Origin of the sequence: Streptomyces sp. RK62 (genome assembly GCF_018070255.1) — a bacterium.
Classification (GTDB): domain Bacteria; phylum Actinomycetota; class Actinomycetes; order Streptomycetales; family Streptomycetaceae; genus Streptomyces; species Streptomyces nigra.
Genome location: NZ_JAGPYD010000014.1, coordinates 148,046 through 170,326, shown reverse-complemented (window position 1 = coordinate 170,326; position 22,281 = coordinate 148,046). Strand labels below are relative to the sequence as shown.

Genomic DNA, 22,281 nt, shown 5'->3' with positions numbered 1-22,281 from the left:
TCAGCCGTTCTGCTGGTAGTGATCCACGTCGTAGAAACCGGCGCCGTCGAGGTACCTGATCGTGTTGAGATCCCGCTGGAGAACACCGTCGGACGCGTGGTGCAGCGTGACGGTGAGCGGGTAGGTCAGATCATTGACGGTGGGCTGTATCGCGTTTCCCGGCTCGACGAGGATCCGGGCCGCGCGGAAACTCGGCAGGGCCTCGATCTGCTCGATCCCCCGATAGGAGTTGAGCGTCCCGCGGTACGGCGAGACCATCGCCGACCAGGCGAAATGATGCTTGAGTCGATACGGCGCGCCGCAGCGGGCGTCGAAACGCTCCGGCCGGACATAACAGTCGACGGTCCAGTCGAGCTGTGATTCACCGATCGCCTCGTCGGCGAAGTAGGGCAGTTCACCGCCCGAGATACGCGCGCCCACCTCGACGAGGCAAGGACCGTCCGGAGTCATCTTTATCTCCAGATGGGCCGGACCGAATCGAATACCGAGAGCGTCCAGTACCGCGAACGCATAGGCGGTCAGCGCGTCGACGCCGGGTGCGTCGGCCTCCACGAGAACGCTCTCCACCAGCAGATCCGTGATCCCGTTGGCGGACAGCCGGCCGGATCCCCAGATGTCCGTGACATGGTGCCGACCGGCTCGGCTCACCGTGTTCACGATGTATTCCGCGCCCACGAGGTACTCCTGGGCCACGACTCCGTGATTCGGCAGCGAGAAGATGTTCTCCCGCCCCATGATCCCCGCGAGCGCCGCCGCCGACTGGTCGGGACCGTCGCAGAAGGTGACGCCGTCACCGGCGGCACTGCGCAGCGGCTTGACCACGATCCGGCCACCGATCTCGCGGTGCCACGCGCGTAGCTCGGCCTCGTCGGTCACGTGCACCTGACGCGGCGTGCGCAGCCCGGCCTCCGCGACCCGCTCGATCATCTCGAACTTGTCCCGCCGGGCGGCGCTCAGCTTGGTGCCGTTGGTCGCCAGCCCCATGAACTCGCTGATCTCGTCGGCCAGTTCGACCCCGAGTTCACTGCCGGTGATGACGGCGACCGGATCGTAGGCGGACAACTGGCGGACGGTGTCCTCGATGTCGCCCCGGTGGACCACGTTGGTGACGTAGTCACTGAGGTCGAGCGGGCCGCGATAGACCTGCGGGACGTCCTCGGTGCTCTGCAGACGGACGCAGGGATACCCCGCCGCGAGGAACGCGGGCGGCAGCCCCCGGGCCGGAGCGTACGGATCGACCAGTACGACATGACTCATGCGATGTCTCCCACGGGCTCGGCACTGATACGGAAGTCGGCGGCGGCGATCCGGATGGCGTCCTCGACCGTCCGGCTCGTCGGCCCCCGGAACCGGAACCTGCCGCCCACGTGTTCGTAGTAGGCGTCGGCCAGCGGGAGCACTTCGCCCGGGTCCAGGAGCGCCTCGGCGTACAGGCCGGGAACGCGCCCGCTCAGCGGGGTGACCTCGGTGATACGGCAGGGCCGCCGTGCCGGCGACGGGACCAGCAGCCAGCCGGCGACACCGTCGTCCTTCAGTACCGGCTTCTCGAGGGGCTCGCCCAACTGGAGCCTGAGCGCCGCCGCCATCAGGTCGTACCCATGGACCTCCCGCCACAGGAACGGGATCTCGCTGCCGCCCACCCGGGCTCCGACCTCGAGGAACGTGCACTCCGGCGCACCGGTGGCCGCGGCCGGCGCGACGAACAGCTCGAGGTGGAACACCAGGGGGTCGGTGTCGAAGGCGCCGACGAAGCGTTCCGCGGCGGCACCGATCGCCGAGACGATCGCCGGGTCGTCCTCCTCGACCGATCCCAGATGGTCACCCGTCCGGAAGCCGAGGCAGTTGTTGACGTACCGGGAGGCACGGAAGGCGACGAGACGGCCGTCCAGGTACACACCGTCCACGTGGTAGATGGGGTGCGGGTTGAAGACCTGGGCGAGCATCGGCCGTGCGGCGAAGTCGATCTCCTTCGCGTCGTACGGCCCGTCCAGGCGGGCCACACCGTCGCTGGAGCTGCCGATTCTCGGCTTGACGATCACGGGCCAGCCGTGCTCGGCCGCGAACTCCCGGACGTCCTCGGCGCTGTCGACCGCCGTGAGCGGCGGGACCGCGAGCCCCCGGGAGGCGACGACCTCGGCCATCACGAGCTTGTCGAGGAAACGTAACGCCTGATCAGGCTTGGTCCCCTCGCACCCCCACTCGTCCCGCAGCGTCGCCGCGGTCAGCAGATCGTCCTCCTTCAGCGCGACGATCCGCCGCGGCGGCCCGTGCCGCTCCGCGAGCCTCGAGACCGCACGCCGCACCTCCTCGAGATCATCGGTCTTCGCGACGATCTCTACACCGGCGGCCGGTGCGGGCACCCTCGGGAGGCCGACCTCGGTCGTGACGTAGGAGACGCGATGCGCGGTGTGGTCCAACACGGCCGCGTAGTCGACGTACTCGGCCCGCCAGCGGTGGATGACCACCACATGGTCCTGCTCCGACACAGTCGCCGCGCATGCTAAAGATCTTCGATCCACGAAACCCCCCGTACACGGATCATCACTGCGCCGCGAAACGTATCCCGAGTCTGATCAATTTCGCAAGCAACTGTTGAGTGAACAGACAAGGGCGCTTCCAAGATCACCAAGCATCCCTGCGGACACATGCCGGGCGACCCGAGCAGCCGCCCGCCCGAGCCCGGCCCACGGTAATCCACTCGGGCCGGCGAGGCGGCGTGCCCACCTTTCGGCGCGTCGGAATCATCGCCCCGGCCACCCGAAGCCTCTCCGGCGGCCTGCCTTTCGATGGTCAACTCCGGTGCAGAGCAAGCGATATGCGGCTCGGACGGGGCGAGGCCCCCAGGGCCCGCCGATCACGCGCAGCCGCGCCCGCCCCGGGCGCCCGGCCACATCCTCGACCACCTTCCCGTCGCAACGGTTCTCCGCCACCCCGCCACACGCGGCCCGCAACCCGGTGCGCACCCCCCGCCCACACCCCCGCGACGCGATGCCGGCACGGCGCGGCCAGGCGTTTGCTATCGAGAATCCAACCGCCCTTGACGGCGACACCCGACCACACCCGGCGACACGGCGATCCGGCCGCGAGCCGCGTTGACACGCCCATGACCACTCCCCCCATAACACCCATCGAGAACATCCACGCCGGACCAGCGGACCCGAACGGGCGGTCCAGGGGTTCCCGAAAGGCACGGCGAACAGATCCCGCACAGCGGGCCGGATCGCTCCCATCCGATCGCCACCGCAATCCGGATTGCCTACTTCCGCGGATGGGGAGTTCGACCGTCGCACAGCGAATCGAATATTCCAGAGGCAAAAAGCCTGTGAGTGGTGCGGAATTCAAATTTCTGACATCGATATCAGAGGCCTGACCTGGCGTTCCCCGAAGCGGACTCCGGCGACGGATATGGCTGAATCGAAGCTTGCCCGCGCACCTCTCGCAAAGGAAGTCGGGGACGTGTGAGGTGCCGTCGCGCAGGTCGTCCAGGAACTGCCGGTAGGCACGGGCGACCGCGTACGCCGCCGCGTCGGCCCTGGGGTCCAGGTGCGGGACGCGGATGTACGACGAGGTCGCCCTGAGAGCCCGTCAGGCCGTCCGGTCGGCCGGGCGGCCGGGCGCGGATTCACGCCGTACCTCTCAGGAGAGCCGCTGCAGGATCCCCTCCACCTCCGCCAGGATCGCGGCCCCGGCCGGCTCCGGTCGCGCCCGCTCGTGCAGCAGGGTCCACGCGGCCCGCACGATCTCGGTGCGCTGCGCCAGATAGCCGCGGATGTCGGTGGTGGGCACCTCCGGGACGCCCTTGTCGATCAGCAGGGCGGTCAGGTGGATCTCGCGGGCGAAGGAGTAGCAGCCGTGGAAGACCGCGGTCAGCGGCCGGTCGGCGTCGACGACGGGGCTGATGGCGCGGTCGTCGGGGTTGGCGCACAGGGGCATCAGGTCGATGAGGGTGCTCATCCGGTTGTGGCCCGTCTCGTGCACCAGGGTCTGCGCCGCCATCAGCGCCGGGCGGGGGCTGCTGACGATCTGGCCGCGGAAGGCGTGGATGCTGTAGTTGTGCGGCCGCAGACCGGCCCACGGCATCGGCAGCAGCCGCTCCACGCACACCCGGGTCTCGTCCCAGGCCTCCGGCCACACCGCGCGCAGCAGTTCGGCCGCCTCGGTGAACTCGTCGTGGAAGCGGGCCACGTCGGCCGGTTCGACGGAGGGCAGCACCTCGGTCGGGGGCAGGTGCCGGTCCAGCCACCGGGACGGGCTGGGCACGATCGAGGGGCCGTCCAGGACGCGCCGCAGCGTCCGGGTGTCCGGACCGCTGTCGGCGAGGGCGACCGTGGTGGCGCCGTCGCGGGCGAGGACGGTGCCGTCCTCCGCGACCGTCAGCGACCAGGTGCCGGTCGCCGAGCGGGCGGCGACCGCACGGCCCAGCCGGGGCACGGCCAGTCCGCCGTCGCGGTCGGCGGGGACGCGGATCTCCGGCACGGGCACCGCGCCCGCCGACGCGGTCAGTTCGGGCAGCAGGAAGAACGCCAGCCAGTGGGCGAGCGGGTCCTCCTGCCGGGGAACGGGCGGTTCGCCCGGCTCCTGCTTGGCCACGGCGATCCACGAGGTGACGTCGGGGCCCGTGAGCAGGGCCTCCAGCGCGGGGGCGGGAGCGGTGGTGAGGGCCGTCACCGCGGCCTGGTAGAGCTCGCGCTCGGTCTCGCCGGAGGTCTGCGCGAAGCGTCGCAGCACCAGTTTCAGCAGGTCGCGCAGGTTCTTGCGGGCGAGGAGCGCGTTGAGCGGTGCGGCGGTGTCCATGGTGCCGCCGGGCAGGACGAAGCCGTCCGCCGGGGGCGCGGGCGCCGTGGCGACGAACCCCTTCACGGCCGCCATGTCGATGTCGAGCCGGTCGACCGGTCCTCGTGCCGCGCGTGTGGCCACTTCCCGTTCCGCCTTTCTCCTGGTGCGTTCCAGTGCGCCGCTGTCGCTGAGCGACGTGACGGCCTCGGTGAGCCGTGCCCTGCGGGCCGGACCGGTTCCGGGCCCGACCGGCAGCGGCCGTTGCCATGTCTCCTCGTGCCGCAGTTCGGCGCCGAGGGTGCGGTGGAGGGCCTGCCAGACGGTTCTGGCGTTCACCACCAGGCTGGCGCTGAGGCTGTCGCCGGACGAGACACCCCAGTGCCGCCACAGCAGCGGGATGTACAGCACGTCTCCCGGGTGGAGGGTGAACTCCCGTGCGTCGTCGGTCATCGGGGCGTCGCCCACGCCGGGTTCGCCGAGCAGGCGCAGCCGTCGCTGCTCGGGGTCGAGGGTGGTGGGCGGGGCCAGGCGCCAGCGTTTGCTGCCTTCGAGCTGGATGGTGAAGTTGTCGCTGTTGTCGATGTGCGAGCCGATCGAGGAACTGCCCTCGGTGAGGAACACGTCGCACCACAGGTCGTCCCAGTCGAACTTCTCGCGGGCCGCCGCGCACAGCCCGGCCACGCCGGGCAGTCCCTCCCGCAGCGCTTCGAGGAACCAGATGGAGCGGCCGTCCGTCTGGACCGCGGAGGTGGCCCCGGCCAGGGCTCTGACCTCCTCGCGGCCCGGTGCCGTGGCGAGGAAGTCCTTGGCCGCGCCGCGCAGCACGACCGGTGCGCGCCGCCAGTGGGTGTCGAAGAATTCGTCGTCGAGCACGGCCAGCGCTTCCGGCCGTCGCGCCGAGGTGGGGCTCATGCTGCCGCTCCGTTCCCGAGTAGCCGTTCCTGTGCGTCGATCTGCCGTGAGAGCCAGGGCTGCCGCTCGTTTCCCAGACGGTCGCCGAGTCCGGCCGCGAGCCGGGTCGCGTCGGCGTGGAGCGGATAGCGCCGGGCGAAGTCGAGGAGGGCGCGGTACGCCTCCTCGTACGCGCCGGTCCGCAGCGTGCACAGGGCCGCGAGGAACGCCGACTTGACCTCGATCGTGTCCGTCCGTTCCCCGGTGGCCCGCCGGAACCACTCCCCCGCCTGCGTGAAGGCCCGCCGTCCGTAGTGGGACAGGCCGATGCCGTACGCCAGCCAGGACGAGCGGCAGCCCGATGCGGCCGCCTCGTGCCAGCACCGGCCGGCCTCGTCGAAGTCGCCCGCGGTGTGCAGGTGCAGCAGGCCCAGCAGAGCGGTGCCGACCGCGCCGAGCGGCTCCAGCTCGGCCTCGTACCGCTCCGGGGGTAGGGGATCCGCCGCGCCGCGCAGGGCGGTGAACGTGGCCTGCGGCAGAGGGAGGGCGTCCCGCTCGCGCTGCCGGGTGCCGCGGCCCAGTTCCGCGGCGAGCAGCGGGGCGAGGTCGCGCCGGGCCTCGGGCAGGAAGCCGCTGCGCACCGAGTACGTCATGGAGTCGACGTTGCCGAGGAGGCCGTGCCCCTCCAGCAGGCGCAGCAGTTCGTCCGGCCGGTGGTCCTGACCGGTGCGGACGTCGGCGAACCAGTCCAGGTCGAGGTCGACCCGGCTGGCGGGGTCTTGGGGTGTCGCGCCGAAGCTGGCCGGGGTGTGGACGGCCAGGTCGAGCCCGCAGACGCGGGTGTGCAGGGCGCCGTGTTCGTCGAAGCGGGTGGCGTCGAGGACGCCGGGTTCGGCGGCGATCACGCTGAGCGCGGCGAGCAGCCGGCGCCGGGCGGCCGGGGTGTCGGCCTCCTGCGTGGCCCGCACCCAGGTCAGCCTGGACACCAGGCCGAGGGTGGCGCCGGCCGCGTAGAAGTCGTCCAGGCCGTAGCTGCCGTCGACCTCTCGGATGGGCAGCTTGCGGTTCTCGTCCTCCACGGACCGTACGCCGGTGAGACGGGCCAGCCGGGCGGTCGCCGCGCGGCTGAGCGGTTTCAGGTCGAGGTGCCGGTCGAAGCAGACGACCGTCTCCGCCCGGTAGCCCAGCCGCGTCCAGCTCGCCACGACCTCGCCGTGTTCCTCGTGCAGCGCGATCACGGGATCAGTCCCTTCCTGCGGAGGGCGTCACGGGCGCGGCCGACCGCGTCGGCGCGTTCGGGGGTGGTCCGGTCGCGGATCCAGCCGGGCCGGGGTTCCGCCTCCCCCAGCAGGGCGACGGTCAGGGGCATGCTCAGCGCGCCCGCGAAGTACCGGCCGCCGCAGGCGACGAAGACGGCCGGTGCCACGGGCGCCCGGTCGGCGTCGCGCAGCAGGCGGGTGCGGTCCGTCCAGGCGGCCCAGGAGCCTTCCCCGGTGCGGCGTACATGCGGATGGCGGATCAGATAGCCCGGCTCAGGGTGCCTGGCCAGCGTCTTGACCAGGGCGGCCAGCAGTTCCCGCTCGATGAGGAGCGCGATGTCCGTGCCGTGTCCGGCCTTGTCGAGCAGGAACTCCCCGAACGCCTCCGTCACCGACCGGCCCCGGCACAGCCCGAGCATGTCGACGTCGGAGCAGTGCGGGCCGCGCAGGAACTCCGCCACCGCGCGCTGCCCGGCGTTGTGCCGGTCCGCGTACAGCGCGCGCAGGCTGTCCGCGAAGTGCTCGCGCAACGGGACCCCGCCGATGGCGCCCTGCGAGATGCCCTGGGTGAGTTCGTGCGCGACCCTGGCCAGCTGCTCGGCGTCCACGGCGCGCAGCGCGGCGGGGGCGGCCGGGTCCATGGCGGCGACCCCGTCGACGCCGCCGGTGCGGCGGGGGCTCGGATAGGTGAGGCGGTGCTTGAACGCCCGGTTCAGCTCGGTCAGTTCGTCGCCGCCCATCGGTCCACCGCCTTCCGCAGACGTTGGAGGTTGGGGAGGCTCTTGGGCACCAGCGTGCCGGTCCTGTCGTAGTTGGGGTCTTCGTACGTGACCGCTTCCAGTCGGGGGCACAGCTCGAGGAGCCGTTCCGCCAGGACCAGTTGCTCGTCGAGGAGCACGCCGTGGTGCAGGTCGAGGAAGCGGTCACGGCTGAACGCCGAGCCGGACAGGTGCAGTTCGGTGCACTGGTCCAGCGGCAGCCGCTCCAGGTCGGCGTAGAGGCCGGCGCCCCGCTCGCCGCGCCACCATCGCCAGCTGATCAGGTGCCCGACGTCCAGGGTGACGTCGGCGCCGCTGAGCTCGGCGACCCGGCGGAAGAAGTCGTACGCGTCGATGTCGCCCACGACGACGGTGACGCCGTCGGTGAAGCCCGGGAACTCCACCCGCAGCACCGGGTCGAGTTCCCGCATCGCCTCACGGATGGTGCCGGCGACGTGGGCGACGTTCTCCTCGACGAGGTACGGCGGCAGCGGGTAGGGCATGGGGATGCCGCCCAGGGACCACATGCCGAGGTCCTCGACGACCCACTGCCAGTCGAAGTGCCGGTGCAGTTCGTTGGTGAAGTCGTAGACGGGGCCGCGGTCGTACGGTTCGACGGTGCCCAGGTTCAGCATGGTCTGGTGCAGGGCGACCGGGGTGCCGGCGGGGAGCTGCGCCATCAGGCGCCGGTAGGGCTCCACGTAGTGTCCGGCGTGCAGCGGCACCGGTCCGCGGGGCTGGAAGGCGAAGGCGTAGTAGGCGTAGTCGCCGCCGTGCCGGGCGAGGAAGTTGCGGACGCGTTCGTTGGGTCCCGGGTCGTCGGGGTCGAAGCCGATCGGGGCTCCCCAGGGCAGGTCCATTCCGGCGCCCAGTCCCCGGCGTGCGGGACGGCTCGTGCGGCCGGGACGGGGCAGGGGTTCAGTTGTGGTCACCGACGTCCGCCTCCTTCAGCAGGCCCAGCAGTCTGCGGCCCTGGTCGGTGCGGGCCGTCAGGCGGTGCACGGCGCCGGACGAGCGGAGCGTGACGTGCCCGGGTCCGATGCCGTACCGCATGCGCCAGCGCAGGTCGATCAGGCGTCCCTCCAGCGGGACGATCCAGGGGTGCAGGACCAGTTCGTCCATGGGCCGTGCGCCGCCGGCCTTCTTCCACCGCGGGTGTTTCTCGTCGTTCTTGCCGGGGAGCACCACGCGGACGGTCTCGCGGAGCCAGTCGGCCCGTTCCTCGCGCGAGGTCCCCTCGTAGGCGATGGCCCTGCCGTGCCGTCCGGCCAGATAGCTGAAGCCGCTGTTGGACTGGAGCGTGTCCCCGTCGGCCAGGGTGAGGCCGACGCGGTGGCGGGGTTCGGAGGCGAGCAGTGAGGTCGGTTCGGCGATCATCATCTGGGCGGCGTCGATGCCGAGCCGGGCGGAGTTGCGGACGAGGAACTCCCGGCTCGCCCGGGCCTCCTCGGCCGTCTCGCCGGGCAGCCCGCCCATGACGCTGAGCCGCAACACGATGCCCACCTCGTCGAGCAGTTCGACGATCCGCTCGTACAGGTCGGCGCGTACGCCTTTGTCGACGAGGTCGAGCAGCCGCTGGGAGTTGGTCTCGTAGCCGACGCTCATCAGCCGGCAGCCCGCGTCGTGCATCCGCTGTACGAAGGCGCGGTCGGCGAGCAGGGGCTCCAGCCGGTTGCGGGTCGACCAGGTGAAGGTGTGGCCGCGGGCCCGCACCAGTTCGGCGGCGCCGAGGACGAGCCGCAGGTTGCAGTTCTCGTCGACGAACGCCACGAAGCGCGCGCCCGTACGGCGCAGGGCGTGCTCCACGTGGTCGGCGAGCTGCTCCTGCGTGAGCTGCTGGTAGCGGCCGCGGCTGCGGTTGCCGTAGGAGCAGAAGGTGCAGCGGCCCCAGTAGCAGCCGACGCAGGAGATGAGGGGGAGCTGCGGTTCGGGGCTGAGGTACGAGGAGAAGGGCAGGCCGTCGAAGTCGGGCGGCGGGTTGTCCGCGAGGTGGTGCTCGGGCGCGGGGGTGCCGCCGCCCTGTGCGGTGACGAGTCCCGGTACGGCGTCGAGGGGGCGGCCCGACTCGACGGCTTCGGCGAGCCGGCGCAGGACGGCTTCGCCCTGGGTGGTGACGAGCGCGTCGACGTGGCGGAAGGTCTCGGGCCGGGCGGCGAGTTCGGCACCCCGCATCATCAGCTGCTGTCCGCCGAGGACGACGACCGTGCCGGGGTCCCGCTGTTTCGCCAGCCGTGCCACGCGGAAGGCGGGCGCGAGCTGGCTGAAGTACGCGACGGAGAGGCCGAGGACGCGGGCGGGCCGGTCGGCGAGCGCGGCGAGGGTGAGGTCGTCGTACCGTCGGGCGGCGAGATCGTCGGCCGCCGGCTCCCGCTCGGCGAGGGGGAAGACCTCGGGCAGGCTGGTGACGGTACGGGTGAGCGCGCTGCCCCGCAGCATGATGTCGAGGACGTTGTTGACCAGCCGGAAGCCCACGTCCCAGGGCAGCGTCGTCGTCTCCTTGCGGACGACGGTCCGGTGGAGCAGGTCGTGCCGTTGTTCCGCGAAGGACAGCAGGGTCTCGTCGAACTCGTCCAGTCCGCCCAGCCGCAGGCGTTCCTTCAGCGCCACCGGTTCCAGGAGCCGGTGGGTCAGCGCGATGTTGAGGTCGCTCTGGGCCGCCGTGACCCCGTGCCGGCGCAGATAGGCGACGAGCATGGGGAGGCTGAGGTAGGGGAACAGGCGGGCCTCGGTCACCCCGGGGAAGACCAGATGCACCGCTGTGGGAGGTGTCCGCTGAGGCACCGCTTCTCCTCGTCGGGCCGGCGGGGTTCGGTTCGGGCGCCGGGGCCGGCGAGCGGGGTCCAGGACGGGGCTCCGCTCGCCGGCGACGGCCGTGCGTCAGACCGCGAAGCGGAAGGCGTGGAACGCGGCGCCGTCCTGGAGCTCGGCGGCCTCGACGACCTCGAGGCCGTCCAGCTCGGTCAGCAGGTCCTCGTTCACGTCCGTCTGGATCTGCTCTTCGTTCATGGCAATTCCTTTCTCGACAGGCGAGGGACAGCGTGCGGACACACCGGACCCCACAACGGAGTTTTTTCCTTCTCCCCGGCGGAACTCCGGCATGAATTCACAGCGGAGAAATCCGAGGAGGCACAGGGCGCCATAGGCCCGCTGACGCCACGGGAATTCATTGCACCCGGGCATGCCGTGGCCTGGCGTATCCCACCGGGCGGTGCGGTCCGGGTGCCTCTCACCGCGCCGGCGCACCGGGCGCACGCAAGGAGAGGAAAGGGACCGCGCTGCGGCGGGAATGGAGGAAAGGATCAGAGAGAACAGGAAGGAGCGCCGTAACAGGGCCCCGCACGAACGGCAGACATCACAGTAAAGCCCCCGTGGTCACGCATCGCTGTGTCAGGCGATGCCCCCGTGAAGCCCGATCCCGGGCTTCCGACACAGCGAGGCTAAGGAGATTTTCCCGAGCGTGTCAACAAGAAGTTCAAGCCAGTGGATCAGGATTCAACAATTCCAGAAGCGCACTCCGGACGGCAATGCATGGCAATTCCCGGCGCACGGCGACAGCGGAATCGATGAGTACCGTGACAGATGCGCGCACCGACCCGTAAGCTTCTTCGGCACCATCACGTGAGCGACTGTCCCGAAAGCACCGACCGAAAACAGTCCTCACGTGGCTGGAATTCCGGCGCGGCGAGCCTGCCGGCCGCCTGGGCGATCCGTCACTGGGGGGAATCGTGGGGCGTGGGCCCATTTCACATGCCGGCTACCGCTGGCTGTGGTCCGGTCAGCTGGTCAGCATCATCGGCGATCAGCTGTTCCCCATGGCCGTCGTCGCCCTGGCGCTCGGCCGCGAGGAGTCCGCCTTCTCGCTCGGTGTCGTCTTCGGCTCCCGGTTCGGCGCGCTGGCGCTGCTCATCCTGGTGGGCGGTGTGCTCGCCGACCGGATGGACAAGCTCCGCCTGATGATGTCCAGCGACGTGGTCCGGCTCTCCGCCGTCCTGCTGCTCATCGCGCTGGGCAACGGAGCACCCCTGTGGGCGCTCGCCCTCATCACCTTCCTGATGGGCGCAGGCGAGTCGATCTTCCAGCCGGCCTACGACTCCGTCGTGCCGTCCCTCGTCCCGGAGCGGACGCTGGAACAGGCCAACGCCGCCACCAACATGCTGAAGAACACCGGCCAGGTCGTCGGCCCGGCCGGCGCGGGACTGCTGGTGGCGGCGGTCGGGCCGCGCAGCGCCCTGTGGGTGGACGCCGCGACCTTCGCCGTCTCCTCGCTCACCCTCCTGATGGTCGGACGGCGGCTCGGCGAACGGCGCAAACCCGCCGCCCGCGACGAGGAGTCGATGTTCGCCGAGGCCGTCGCCGGGATCCGGGTGGTCGTGCGGATGCGGTGGCTGATGGCCCTGGAGGCGATGGCCGTCGTCCATGTGCTGTTCGCCGTGGGCCCCTGGTTCGTCCTGGTCCCGCTGATCGCGGACGACCGCCTCGGCGGTCCGGCCGGATACGGGTTCGTCCTGTCCGCGTTCGCCCTCGGCGGCATCGGCGGTGCGGCCGTCGCGGGCCTGACGCAGAAGCTGTTCCGGCGGCCGGGCCTGTGGGCGCTGGCCGCGATCAGCCTGTTCGGCGTCGCCTGCCTCGCGTTCGCGGCGACCTCGTCCCTGCCCGTGCTGGTCGCGCTGTTCGCGCTCGGCGGCGCGGGCGTGCAGTTCTTCGACGTACTCAAGACGACCGCCATCCAGCGGCATGTCCCGCGCGCACTTCTCGGGCGCGTCTTCGCCCTCGACTTCTTCGCCTCCTTCGTCGGGATGCCGGCCGGGCAGATGCTGGCCGGTCTGCTGGTGGCGGGCGCCGGGCAGGCCGTCACCGCGATGGCCGCGGCCGGTGCCGTCGTCTTCGTCACCTCCGTACTCCCGCTGGCCGTACGGGACGTGGCGACCCTCGGTGCCGCCGGCACGGAAGCGCCGGAGCCGGACCCCGCCGGGCAGACGGCTGCCGCCGGGGGCGGCACGGCCGAATGAGTACGGCGGTGACGACGCGCTCGCTGACCGCCGAACTGGCGGCGCTGTGCGAGCGGTTGCCCGGGATGGATGTCACGGTCGAGGCGGACGCCACGGGATGGGCCCTCCTGGTCACGCACGAGGGCGGAGGGCTCGTCCAGTGGGGTGCCCGCGCGCCCGACCCGTCCGGCCTCCGGACGGCGCTGCTGTCGGAGGGCCTGGACTCCCTCCGCACCGATCTGGACGCCGTCCGGGCCGCCCGCCCGCTGCCAGCCCGCACCGCCGTGCCCGTGGTGATGACACCGCTGATGGCCGCCATCGCCGTGCACGAGTGCGTCGGGCACACCAGCGAGGCCGACAACCACGCCGACTACGGGCACCGGCTGGGCATCGGCCTCGGGGACCGCTGGACCCGCGTCCCGCTGACGGTGACCGACGACCCGACCCGGCCCGGCCACTGCGGGTCCTACGTCCGCGACGACGAGGGCACGGCGGCGGCGCCCGTCCGGCTGGTCGAGGACGGCCGCTGGACCGGGCTGCTGACCAGCCGGTCCCACCCGGGCCGCAGCGGCAGCAACGGCCACGGCCGCCGCGCCCCCACCGCCCGCGAGGCGCTCCCCCGGATGGGCGTGCTGAGCGTGGCGCCGGGCGAGCACCGCGCCGAGGACCTCATCGGGCGGGTCACGGACGGGTTCCTGCTCGGCGCACCGCGCGAGGGCGGCTCCGTACGGGAGTACGTCCTGCTCAAACCGGCCTGGGCCCGCCGGATCCGCCACGGCCGGATCACCGACGAGGTGTACGGCGACCTGGTGCTGCGCGGCCACAAGGTGCAGCTCATGAGGAGGCTGCGCGGCGTCGGCGACCACGCGGTGCCGCACGACCCGTACCACCGCTGCGACAAGAAGGGCCAGCAGGTCTCCGTCTCCCTGGAAGCCCCGTATCTGCTCTTCGACGACCTGCTGCTGTATCCGGACGGAGGAACACCATGACGGAGTTCGTGAGGGGCCTGTCCTACGAGCGCTTCCTGGCCGAGTACTGGCGCCGGAAGCCGCTGTTCGTCAAGGGCGGCGCGCACGACCTCCTGGGGCTCACGCTGGGCTACGAGGAGGCCGACGCGATCGTCGAGCAGGTCCGTGAACAGGCACCCGACCGGCTGGCCCACGACCCGGGACGCATCGAGTTCGTCAAGGGCGCGGACGCGCTGAGCCCCCGGCTGGCGCGGCGGGCCGGCGAACTCCAGCGGAGGCTGGGCTGGCCGCGCGTCACCTTCGACGTGTCGCGCACCCACGCGCCCGGCAGCATCGGCTGCCACTTCGACTACGACGACAACTTCACGCTCCAGCAGGACGGCAGCAAGATCTGGCGCATCGGCTCCCCCACGGCCGTACCGGAGACGGACCGGCGCCGGCGGGTCCTGGAGGATCCGTCCCTGTCGGGCCAGTTCTATCTCACCGACGACTACGAGGAGTTCGTGGTCGAGGCGGGCGACCTGCTGTACATCCCGCTGTTCCATCCGCACTGGGGCACGTCGACCGGCCGCTCCCTCTCCCTCACCATGACCTGCAATCTGGTCACCCCGCTCACCGAGCTCTGGCCGCTGCTCCACGAGGAGTTGTCCGGGCACCGCGCGTGGTGGCACCCCTCTCCGCTGCCGGCCGCTCCCGACGAACAGGCCCTCGCCGAACTCCTCGACGTCCTCGCGGACCCCGTGTCACGACGGCGCGTCCTGGCCCGCTGGCAGGAGTCCCGCCGCTCCACCGTGGCCCGGCACCGCCCCGAACCGGACCCGCTGCGGCCGGAGCCCGTCCAGGTCTCCCCGGTCACGGTCGACGTCACCCCGATCAAGCCGCTGTTCACGGGCGCGGCACCGGCGGTCGACCTCGCGAAGGCCGTCCTGCCCGGCGGGACGACCACCCTGCTCGCGGACCTGTCGGCCAAGCGCTGCCTCAAACGGCTCCTGGTCCTGGCCCGGGACCGGGCCGGCGCCTGCGGCGACCCGCGTCTGGCCTCCTCGGTCCAGGCGGTGGTGAACGGACTGACACGCCTGCCGCACCCCGCCTTGCTGGCGTGGTGCCGCACCCCCGAGGTGACGTCCTGGGTACGGCAGGCGGAGCGCGAGCGCGAGGCGGGCTACCGGCGCGCGCCGGACACCCTGCTGGCCCACCTCACGTCGTTCAGCCTGCCCGAACTGCTCCGCCACGAGGTACCGGCACCGGGAGTCCCCCTGGTGGCCGCCCTCAGCGCCCCCGGGCAACTGGCAGTGCTGTCGGCGGGCCGGGTGATCGAACTGCCGGACACGGCAGGTGAGACGGTGACGGTGGAGGTGCACGGGGCACACGCGGACGTGGCCGGCGTACGGCTGCCGTCGACGGATCTGACCGGCGAGACGGCCGGCCCGCACGTGACCGTGCTCCCGGCCCTCGCGGAGAACGGCCCCCGCCTCCTGCCGCCGCACTCCTGGTACACCGCCTTCCACCCGGCGGGCCGCCGCTTCCCGCAGCCACCGGACGGGACACGGGCGGAGGAGTTCCTGGAGACGGTCGCCCAGGCCCTGACCCTGATCGACAAGGTGTGGCCCCCGGCGGCGGACGACATCCGCGCCTCCCTGAGCCGCCTCACCCCGGCGCGGACGCCGCTGCCGGAGACGGTGCCCGCGTTCCGGGGCGCGGCGGTCGTCCCCGCCACCACCCCGCTGGAGACCGCCCGCCACCTGTGCCGCGCCGCCGCCCAGACGCGCTACGACACGATCGCCGACCTGTACACGCTGAGCGAGGAGCCGGGAACGGCCGTACGCCCACCATCGGTGGAGACAGCCCTGCCCGTCTCCACGTTGCTCCGGGACACGTACACGGCCGTGAACGAACGGGAGTTCCTACGCCACCACGGCGAGACACCGCACGCCCTGGCGTCCTTGTCCGAACGCATCCGCGACGCGCTGACGGCACTGCACGACGACGGACGCCTGACGCCCCAGGGCCAGGCCCTGTGGACCGGGCTGTCGGAACTGGAGCCGTAGAAAAGGGGACGGGGACGTCAGCGCAGTTGCTCGGCCAGTCCGACGATGATGCCCTCAGGGCCACGGAGGTGGCACAGCAGACAGCTGTCCTCGAACCGTGCGATCTGACCCACGAGTTCAGCACCGTGAGGGCGCTGACGGGCGACGGTGTCCTCGATGTCGTCGACGGGACAGCCCTTAGGCGCCCTTCGCCACAGGCTCCAGAATCGCCACACACTCCACGTGATGCGTCATCGGGAACAGGTCGAACACCCGCAGCGACCGCACCCGGTACCCCCCGTCCCGGAAGTACGCCAGGTCCCGGGCGAGGGCGGCCGGGTCGCAGGCCACATAGGCGATGCGGCGGGCGGACAGGGACGACAGGTGCTCGACCGTCTTGCGGCCCGCGCCCGCGCGCGGCGGGTCCAAGACGATGAGGTCGACCTCGGTGATGCCGGTGCGCGGCAGGACCGACTCGACCTTGCCCTGCTCGATGCGGACGCGCTCGAACTCGGCCAGGTTGTGCCGGGCGTCCTCCACCGCGCGCTTGCCGGACTCGATGCCGAGGACCGCGCCCTTGTCGCCGAGGCGGTCGGCGAGGGCGCCCGCGAAGAGGCCCACCCCGCAGTACAGATCCAGGGCCATGTCGCCCTTGCGGGGCAGCAGGCCCTGCATGACGGCCGTCACCAGGGTGTCGGCGGCCTTCGGGTGGACCTGCCAGAAGCCTCCGCTGCCGACGCGGTGTGTACGGCCGTCGGCGCGCTCGCGGACGAAGGGGCGGCCGTGCACCCGGTGCGTGCCGCCGTCCTTCTCGCCGACGCGCATGACGGAGACCGGACGGTCGAGCTCGACGATCGGGAGGCGTGCCCCCGGCCGCGGCGTCAGGATCACCTGGCGGTCCTGGGAGCCGGTCGCCGCGATGGCCTCCACCGAGGCCATGCCGGACCAGTCCCGCTTCTCGATGCCCAGCTCGCTGACGCCCTCGGCGGCGATCATGCAGTGGTCGATCCGCTCCACGTCGTGCGAGCGGTGCCGGCGCAGACCGGCGTGCCCGTCGGCGTCGACGGCGTACTGCACACGGGTGCGCCACTGCGGCACCTGCCCGGCGGGCAGCTTGTCGCCCTCGGCCGGCATCACCGTGCCGTCCCAGCCGACGTCCTCGGGGGACAGTCCCGCGAGCCGCTGCAACTGCTCGGCGACGACCTCGCCCTTGAGCCGGCGCTGCGCGCCGGGCTTGGCGTGCTGCCAGTCGCAGCCGCCGCAGCGGCCGGGACCGGCGAACGGGCAGGGCGCCTCGATACGGTCCTTGGAGGCGGACAGGATCTCCACGGCGTCCGCGCGCAGGAAGCGGTCGCCCTCCTCGCCCTCGGTCACCCGGGCCACGACGCGCTCGCCGGGCAGGGTGTGCCGGACGAACAGCACCTGGCCGGCGTCGGTGCGGGCGATGCAGTGCCCGCCGTGGGCGACGGGGCCGATCTCGACCTCGTACTCCTCCCCCACCAGCGACCTCACCAGCGACTTCTTCTCTTCTGCGTGCATGGTGGGGTGACTCCAGATCGAGTGGGGGTTACGGCCCGGGCGCGCGGCTCCCGGTGGGCCCGACAACAGCCCACCAGTCTACGTGCGTGTGCGGGCTCCTCGTCCCGGCCCGGTCACTTCCGGGTCTCGGGCTCCTTCGGCCGCTCCTGCGCCGGTCCGCGCCGCACCGAACCGGGGGCGTTCCACTCGCCGCGCCTGCGGGCGCGCAGCTTCGCGGCCTCGGAGGACTCGAGCTGGTACGGGACCGAGGTCACCATGACGCCGGGGGTGAACAGCAGCCGCCCCTTCAGGCGCAGCGCGCTCTGGTTGTGGAGCAGGTGCTCGTACCAGTGGCCGACGACGTACTCGGGGATGATCACCGACACCGCGTCGCGCGGGGACTCCTTGCGGAGGCTCTTGACGTACTCGATGATCGGGCGCGTGATCTCGCGGTAGGGCGAGTCGAGGACCTTCAGCGGTACGTCGATACCGCGCCGCTCCCACTCCTCGCGCAGCGCCTTGGTCTCGGCCGGGTCGACGTTGACCGTGAGCGCCTCCAGGGTGTCCGAGCGCAGCAGCTTGGCGTAGGCCAGGGCGCGCAGCGCGGGACGGTGGAGCTTGGAGACCAGGACGACCGAGTGCACCCGGGAGGGCCGTGCGATGTCGTCGCTGGGGCCCTCGGGGGCGGCGAGCTCCGCGGAGACGCGGTCGTAGTGGCGGCGGATCGCGGTCATCGTGCCGTAGAAGATGACCATGCCGAGCAGGGCCACCCAGGCGCCGTGGGTGAACTTGGTGACGAGGACGACGATCAGGACGAGGCCGGTGAAGAAGGCGCCGAAGGCGTTGATCGCGCGGGAGCGGATCATATGGCGCCGCTTGGCCTGGTCCCGCTCGGCGGCGAGCAGCCGGTTCCAGTGCCGGACCATGCCGATCTGGCTGAGCGTGAACGAGACGAAGACGCCGACGATGTAGAGCTGGATCAGCCGGGTGGAGTCGGCGCCGTAGATCCAGACCAGGAGGGCGGCGGCGCCGGCGAGGAGCACGATGCCGTTGGAGAAGGCGAGCCGGTCGCCGCGGGTGTGCAGCTGGCGCGGCAGATAGCGGTCCTGGGCGAGGATCGAGCCGAGCACCGGGAAGCCGTTGTAGGCGGTGTTGGCGGCCAGGAACAGCACGAGGGCGGTGGCCCCGGCGAGCACGACGAAGAAGAAGGTGCCCTTGCCGAAGACGGCCTCGGCGACCTGGGTGATGACCGGGTTCTGCACATAGCCGGAGCCGACGGCGACGCCGTCCTTGATCAGGTCGACAGCCGGGTTCTCGGCCATGCGGACCTTGGTGGCCATGGCGAGCCCGATGATGCCGCAGAACATGGTGACGGCGAGCAGGCCCATCAGGGCGAGCGTGGTCGCGGCATTCCTCGACTTGGGCTTGCGGAAGGCCGGGACGCCGTTGGAGATCGCCTCGACGCCGGTGAGCGCGGCGCATCCGGAGGAGAAGGCGCGCAGCAGCAGGAAGACGAGCGCGAAGCCCGCGAGTCCCTGGTGCTCGGGCTTGATCTCGAGCGTCGCGGTGGGCGCCCGCATGGTGTCGCCGAGGACGATCCCGCGGAACGCCCCCCACGCGATCATGATGAAGACGCCCGCGACGAACACGTACGTCGGGATGGCGAACAGCCCGCCGGACTCCTTGACGCCCCGCAGGTTCATCACGGTGAGCAGCAGGATCACGCCGACGGCGCACTCGACCTTGTGCTCGACGACGAACGGGACCGCGGAGCCGAGGTTCTCGATGCCGGAGGAGATGGACACGGCCACGGTCAGGACGTAGTCGACGAGCAGGGCGCTCGCGACCGTGAGGCCGGCCCTTGGGCCGAGGTTGGTGTTGGCGACCTCGTAGTCGCCGCCGCCGCTCGGGTAGGCGTGCACGTTCTGGCGGTAGGAGGCGACCACCGTGAACATCAGCACGACGACCGCGGCGGCGATCCAGGGGCTGAAGTGGTAGGCCGACACGCCCGCGATGGAGAGGACCAGCAGCACCTCGCCGGGCGCGTACGCCACGGACGACAGCGGGTCGGAAGCGAACACGGGCAGGGCGATGCGCTTCGGCAGGAGAGTCTCCCCGAGCCGGTCGCTGCGCAGGGCGCGCCCGATGAGGATCCGCTTGGGCACGTCGGTCAGTTTGGACACAACAGAGAATCGTATGCCCCCGGTCGGGCATGGAGCACATCCGGGGGAACATGACGCGCGGGGCCGGGCACCCGCCGTGCCGGGCCCGGTGACCTCCGTCCCGCGCCACCGCCCGGAGCGGCGGGATCCGGACGTTACCTTGGACGTGGGTGCGGAGCGTGGGAGCGGAGCGTGCGGGCGGGCGGGACCGCGGCGCGGGTGCCGTCGGGCCCACGATGCGAACCGCGGGGGATCATCGGCGGGAAACCCCGGCATGATGTTGCCCAGCGGTCTGCGACCGGACCGCGCCTGTTGCCCGGCGATTCGAGAGAAGAGATATGAGCGCCACGTTCACGCAAGTCGGACGCCTATCGAGGAGTGCGGGGTAGGGCCGTGCACATCGTCATCATGGGTTGCGGAAGGGTGGGCTCGGCTCTGGCCCAGACCCTGGAGCAGCAAGGGCACACGGTCGCAGTGATCGACCAGGACCCCACCGCGTTCCGCCGGCTGGGGCCGGGCTTCGGGGGCCGGCGCGTCACCGGCGTCGGCTTCGACCAGGACACGCTGCGCGAGGCGGGCATCGAGGAGGCGGGCGCGTTCGCGGCCGTCTCCAGCGGCGACAACTCCAACATCATCTCGGCCCGGGTGGCCCGCGAGATGTTCGGCGTGGAGAACGTCGCGGCCCGGATCTACGACCCGCGCCGCGCCGAGGTCTACCAGCGTCTCGGCATCCCGACCGTGGCGACGGTCCGCTGGACGGCGGACCAGATGCTGCGCCGGCTGCTCCCCTCGGGCGCGGAGCCGCTGTGGCGGGATCCCACGGGCGGGGTCCAGCTCGCCGAGGTGCACACCTCCCCGGAGTGGGTGGGCCACAAGATCAGCCGGCTCCAGGAGGAGACGGGCGTGCGGGTGGCGTTCCTGACCCGGCTCGGTGAGGCGATCCTGCCCAGCTCGCAGACGGTGTTGCAGGACGGCGACCTGGTGCACGTCATGATGCGCACCGACGAGGTCGACAAGGTCGAGGCGGCGTTCGCCATGGGTCCCGAAGAGGAGGGCGGTCACTGATGAGGGTCGCCATTGCCGGTGCCGGTGCGGTGGGCCGTTCCATCGCGGGCGAACTGCTGGAGAACGGCCACGAGGTCCTGCTCGTCGACAAGGCGCCGACCGCCATCTCGGTCGAGCGCGTCCCGCAGGCGGAGTGGCTGCTGGCCGACGCCTGCGAGATCACGTCGCTGGACGAGGCGGCGCTTCAGCGCTGCAACGTGGTGATCGCCGCGACGGGCGACGACAAGGTGAACCTGGTCGTCTCCCTGCTGGCGAAGACGGAGTACGGCGTCCCGCGCGTCGTCGCCCGGGTGAACAACCCGAAGAACGAGTGGCTGTTCAACGAGGCCTGGGGCGTGGACGTGGCCGTCTCCACCCCGCGTCTGATGTCGGCCCTGGTCGAGGAGGCGGTGAGCGTCGGCGATCTGGTCCGGCTGCTGCGCTTCAGCCACGGCGACGCCAACCTGGTGGAGCTGACGCTGCCGGAGGAGTCGGCCCTGGCCGGCACCCAGGTCGGCGATGTGGAGTGGCCGCAGGACACGTCCCTGGTCACGATCATCCGCGGCACCCGGGTGCTCACCCCGTCCCGGGAGGACTCCCTGGAGGCCGGTGACGAGCTGCTGTTCGTGGCCGCGCAGGCCCGTGAGGAGCAGCTGGAGGACCTGCTGTCGGTCCGTCGTCGTGGAAGCGGCTGGTAGAGGTGCCTACACGTCGCGGCGGTGCCGGCCGCCGGTCGTCGTCTCCCCGGTCTCGGGGGCCGTCCCCGCCCGGCGCTCCTCCTCGGCCCTCTCGGCGGCCTCGGCCGCCTCCATCTCCGCGAAGACGTCGATCGGCGCGGGGGCCTTCGCCAGGAACACCCAGGTCAGCCAGACGGCCAACAGGAACGGCGGGATCTTGAGGGCGACCAGCACCCAGCCCAGCTGGGTGGTGTCGGCCCACCAGTACAGCGGGAAGAGGATCGCGCACTTGGCGAGCAGGATCAGGCCCCAGGCGTAGCTGGCCTTGGAGTACGCCTTCTTGCGGCCGGGGTTGCGGGTGCGCCAGGAGAGGTTCTCCTTGAACACCGGTCCGAGGATCAGCCCGATCAGGGGGACGCCGCACAGCGTGGTGATGATGTACGCGAGGGCGAGGCCCAGCGTGTAGATCATGCCGGGCAGGTAGAAGTCCTTGGCGTTGCCGGTCATCATCGCGAAGACGACACCGAAGGCCACGCCGAAGACACCGCTGAAGGCGTGCTTGACGGTGTCCCGCGTCGCCAGGCGGACCACCACGAGCACGACGGACACCGCGAGGGCCGCGAGGGCCGACATGTGCAGATTCTTGTTGATCGTGTAGATCGTGACGAAGAGCAGACCCGGCAGGACCGTCTCGATCATGCCGCGCATGCCGCCGAAGGCCTCGAACAGCGCGGCCTCCGTCACCGCGCGGGAGTCGTGCCCGGCGTCTGCGGTGGTGTCTTCGGTCGGCTTGTCGAGCGACGTCACCGGCTACTCCCGTCCGAGGGGTCTCAGTTCGTATTTCGGGTTGAACAGCACCCGGCGGCCCCGGCTCATGGCGATCCTGCCGGATGCGATCAGCTTGCGTCCGGGCTCTATGCCGACTATGGAGCGCCTGCCGAGCCACACCACGTCGAGCGCGGCGGTGCCGTCGAACAGTTCGGCCTCCAGGGCCGGGACTCCGGCGCGCGGCCGCAGGGTGACCGTGCGCAAGGTACCAGTAACCGTCACTATCTGCCGGTCCCGGCAGTCACCGATCTTGGTACAGCCGGCGGTCTCGGCGTCCTCACGCAGCTCCTCGGACTCCAGGTCCTCCTGCGACGAGGAGAGCCGGTCGAGCATGCGCCGGAACCGGCCCACCGCCTTTTCCGAACGAGGAACAGCAGTCATGTCT

Annotated in this window: 17 protein-coding genes and 1 pseudogene; 5 read left to right on the top strand and 13 right to left on the bottom strand. The window is 71.4% G+C overall.

The features are described 5' to 3' along the window. From KBY32_RS26420 to KBY32_RS35720, 8 genes are all read right to left on the bottom strand, one after another. A complete protein-coding gene (locus tag KBY32_RS26420) occupies window positions 1-1,257 on the bottom strand; it encodes an ATP-grasp domain-containing protein (protein ID WP_210981886.1) in 1,257 nt (418 codons plus the stop codon). Beyond that, complete coding sequence (locus tag KBY32_RS26415) at window positions 1,254-2,486, bottom strand: acetyl-CoA carboxylase biotin carboxylase subunit family protein (protein WP_210981885.1); 1,233 nt, start codon at window positions 2,484-2,486, stop codon at window positions 1,254-1,256. Before KBY32_RS26415 ends, KBY32_RS26420 begins: the two co-directional genes overlap by 4 nt. Before the next feature lie 1,150 nt (window positions 2,487-3,636). Next, the gene (locus tag KBY32_RS26410; protein ID WP_210981884.1) at window positions 3,637-5,688 is read right to left on the bottom strand and encodes an HEXXH motif-containing putative peptide modification protein; all 2,052 of its coding nucleotides are present in this window, start codon (window positions 5,686-5,688) and stop codon (window positions 3,637-3,639) included. Beyond that, window positions 5,685-6,905, bottom strand: coding sequence for a tol-pal system YbgF family protein (locus tag KBY32_RS26405; RefSeq protein WP_210981883.1), 1,221 nt, complete (start codon window positions 6,903-6,905; stop codon window positions 5,685-5,687). The genes KBY32_RS26410 and KBY32_RS26405 overlap by 4 nt, the downstream gene beginning before the upstream one ends. After that, a complete protein-coding gene (locus KBY32_RS26400; protein ID WP_210981882.1) occupies window positions 6,902-7,666 on the bottom strand; it encodes a hypothetical protein in 765 nt (254 codons plus the stop codon). Before KBY32_RS26400 ends, KBY32_RS26405 begins: the two co-directional genes overlap by 4 nt. Next, entirely contained in the window at window positions 7,648-8,616 is a 969-nt protein-coding gene (locus KBY32_RS26395; RefSeq protein WP_308293797.1) for a DUF692 family multinuclear iron-containing protein, read from the bottom strand. Before KBY32_RS26395 ends, KBY32_RS26400 begins: the two co-directional genes overlap by 19 nt. Then, on the bottom strand, window positions 8,603-10,465 hold the full coding sequence (locus KBY32_RS26390; RefSeq protein ID WP_210981881.1) for a radical SAM protein: 1,863 nt from the start codon (window positions 10,463-10,465) through the stop codon (window positions 8,603-8,605). The genes KBY32_RS26395 and KBY32_RS26390 overlap by 14 nt, the downstream gene beginning before the upstream one ends. A 96-nt stretch (window positions 10,466-10,561) precedes the next feature. Beyond that, window positions 10,562-10,690: a hypothetical protein gene (locus tag KBY32_RS35720; RefSeq protein ID WP_258872951.1), complete on the bottom strand. Its 129-nt coding sequence runs from the start codon at window positions 10,688-10,690 to the stop codon at window positions 10,562-10,564. Between the two features lie 719 nt (window positions 10,691-11,409). Here KBY32_RS35720 and KBY32_RS26385 point away from each other — a divergent pair. The 3 genes from KBY32_RS26385 to KBY32_RS26375 are packed head-to-tail and all read left to right on the top strand — an operon-like array spanning window position 11,410 to window position 15,688. After that, window positions 11,410-12,693, top strand: coding sequence for an MFS transporter (locus tag KBY32_RS26385; RefSeq protein ID WP_210981880.1), 1,284 nt, complete (start codon window positions 11,410-11,412; stop codon window positions 12,691-12,693). Window positions 12,694-12,701: 8 nt separating this feature from the next. Continuing rightward, entirely contained in the window at window positions 12,702-13,661 is a 960-nt protein-coding gene (locus KBY32_RS26380) for a metallopeptidase TldD-related protein (protein ID WP_210981879.1), read from the top strand. Further along, a complete protein-coding gene (locus KBY32_RS26375; RefSeq protein ID WP_210981878.1) occupies window positions 13,658-15,688 on the top strand; it encodes a JmjC domain-containing protein in 2,031 nt (676 codons plus the stop codon). The genes KBY32_RS26380 and KBY32_RS26375 overlap by 4 nt, the downstream gene beginning before the upstream one ends. Before the next feature lie 17 nt (window positions 15,689-15,705). Here KBY32_RS26375 and KBY32_RS26370 read toward each other — a convergent pair. The 3 genes and pseudogenes from KBY32_RS26370 to KBY32_RS26360 all read right to left on the bottom strand — a co-directional run. After that, window positions 15,706-15,855 (bottom strand): annotated as a pseudogene (locus KBY32_RS26370) (VOC family protein); the annotation flags it as partial. A gap of 10 nt (window positions 15,856-15,865) precedes the next feature. Next, window positions 15,866-17,206: a class I SAM-dependent RNA methyltransferase gene (locus KBY32_RS26365; RefSeq protein WP_210981877.1), complete on the bottom strand. Its 1,341-nt coding sequence runs from the start codon at window positions 17,204-17,206 to the stop codon at window positions 15,866-15,868. Window positions 17,207-17,319: 113 nt separating this feature from the next. Continuing rightward, the gene (locus tag KBY32_RS26360; protein ID WP_210981876.1) at window positions 17,320-19,368 is read right to left on the bottom strand and encodes an APC family permease; all 2,049 of its coding nucleotides are present in this window, start codon (window positions 19,366-19,368) and stop codon (window positions 17,320-17,322) included. Window positions 19,369-19,740: 372 nt separating this feature from the next. Between KBY32_RS26360 and KBY32_RS26355 the strand changes: the two genes are divergently transcribed. Continuing rightward, window positions 19,741-20,412 (top strand): TrkA family potassium uptake protein, encoded by a 672-nt coding sequence (locus tag KBY32_RS26355; RefSeq protein ID WP_055622064.1) that lies wholly within the window; start codon window positions 19,741-19,743, stop codon window positions 20,410-20,412. Beyond that, on the top strand, window positions 20,412-21,089 hold the full coding sequence (locus KBY32_RS26350; RefSeq protein WP_210981875.1) for a TrkA family potassium uptake protein: 678 nt from the start codon (window positions 20,412-20,414) through the stop codon (window positions 21,087-21,089). The genes KBY32_RS26355 and KBY32_RS26350 overlap by 1 nt, the downstream gene beginning before the upstream one ends. A 6-nt stretch (window positions 21,090-21,095) precedes the next feature. Here KBY32_RS26350 and KBY32_RS26345 read toward each other — a convergent pair whose 3' ends face one another. Beyond that, the gene (locus KBY32_RS26345; RefSeq protein ID WP_055622066.1) at window positions 21,096-21,875 is read right to left on the bottom strand and encodes a DUF3159 domain-containing protein; all 780 of its coding nucleotides are present in this window, start codon (window positions 21,873-21,875) and stop codon (window positions 21,096-21,098) included. A gap of 3 nt (window positions 21,876-21,878) precedes the next feature. After that, a complete protein-coding gene (locus KBY32_RS26340; protein ID WP_115504840.1) occupies window positions 21,879-22,277 on the bottom strand; it encodes an OB-fold nucleic acid binding domain-containing protein in 399 nt (132 codons plus the stop codon). Window positions 22,278-22,281 lie beyond the last annotated feature (4 nt).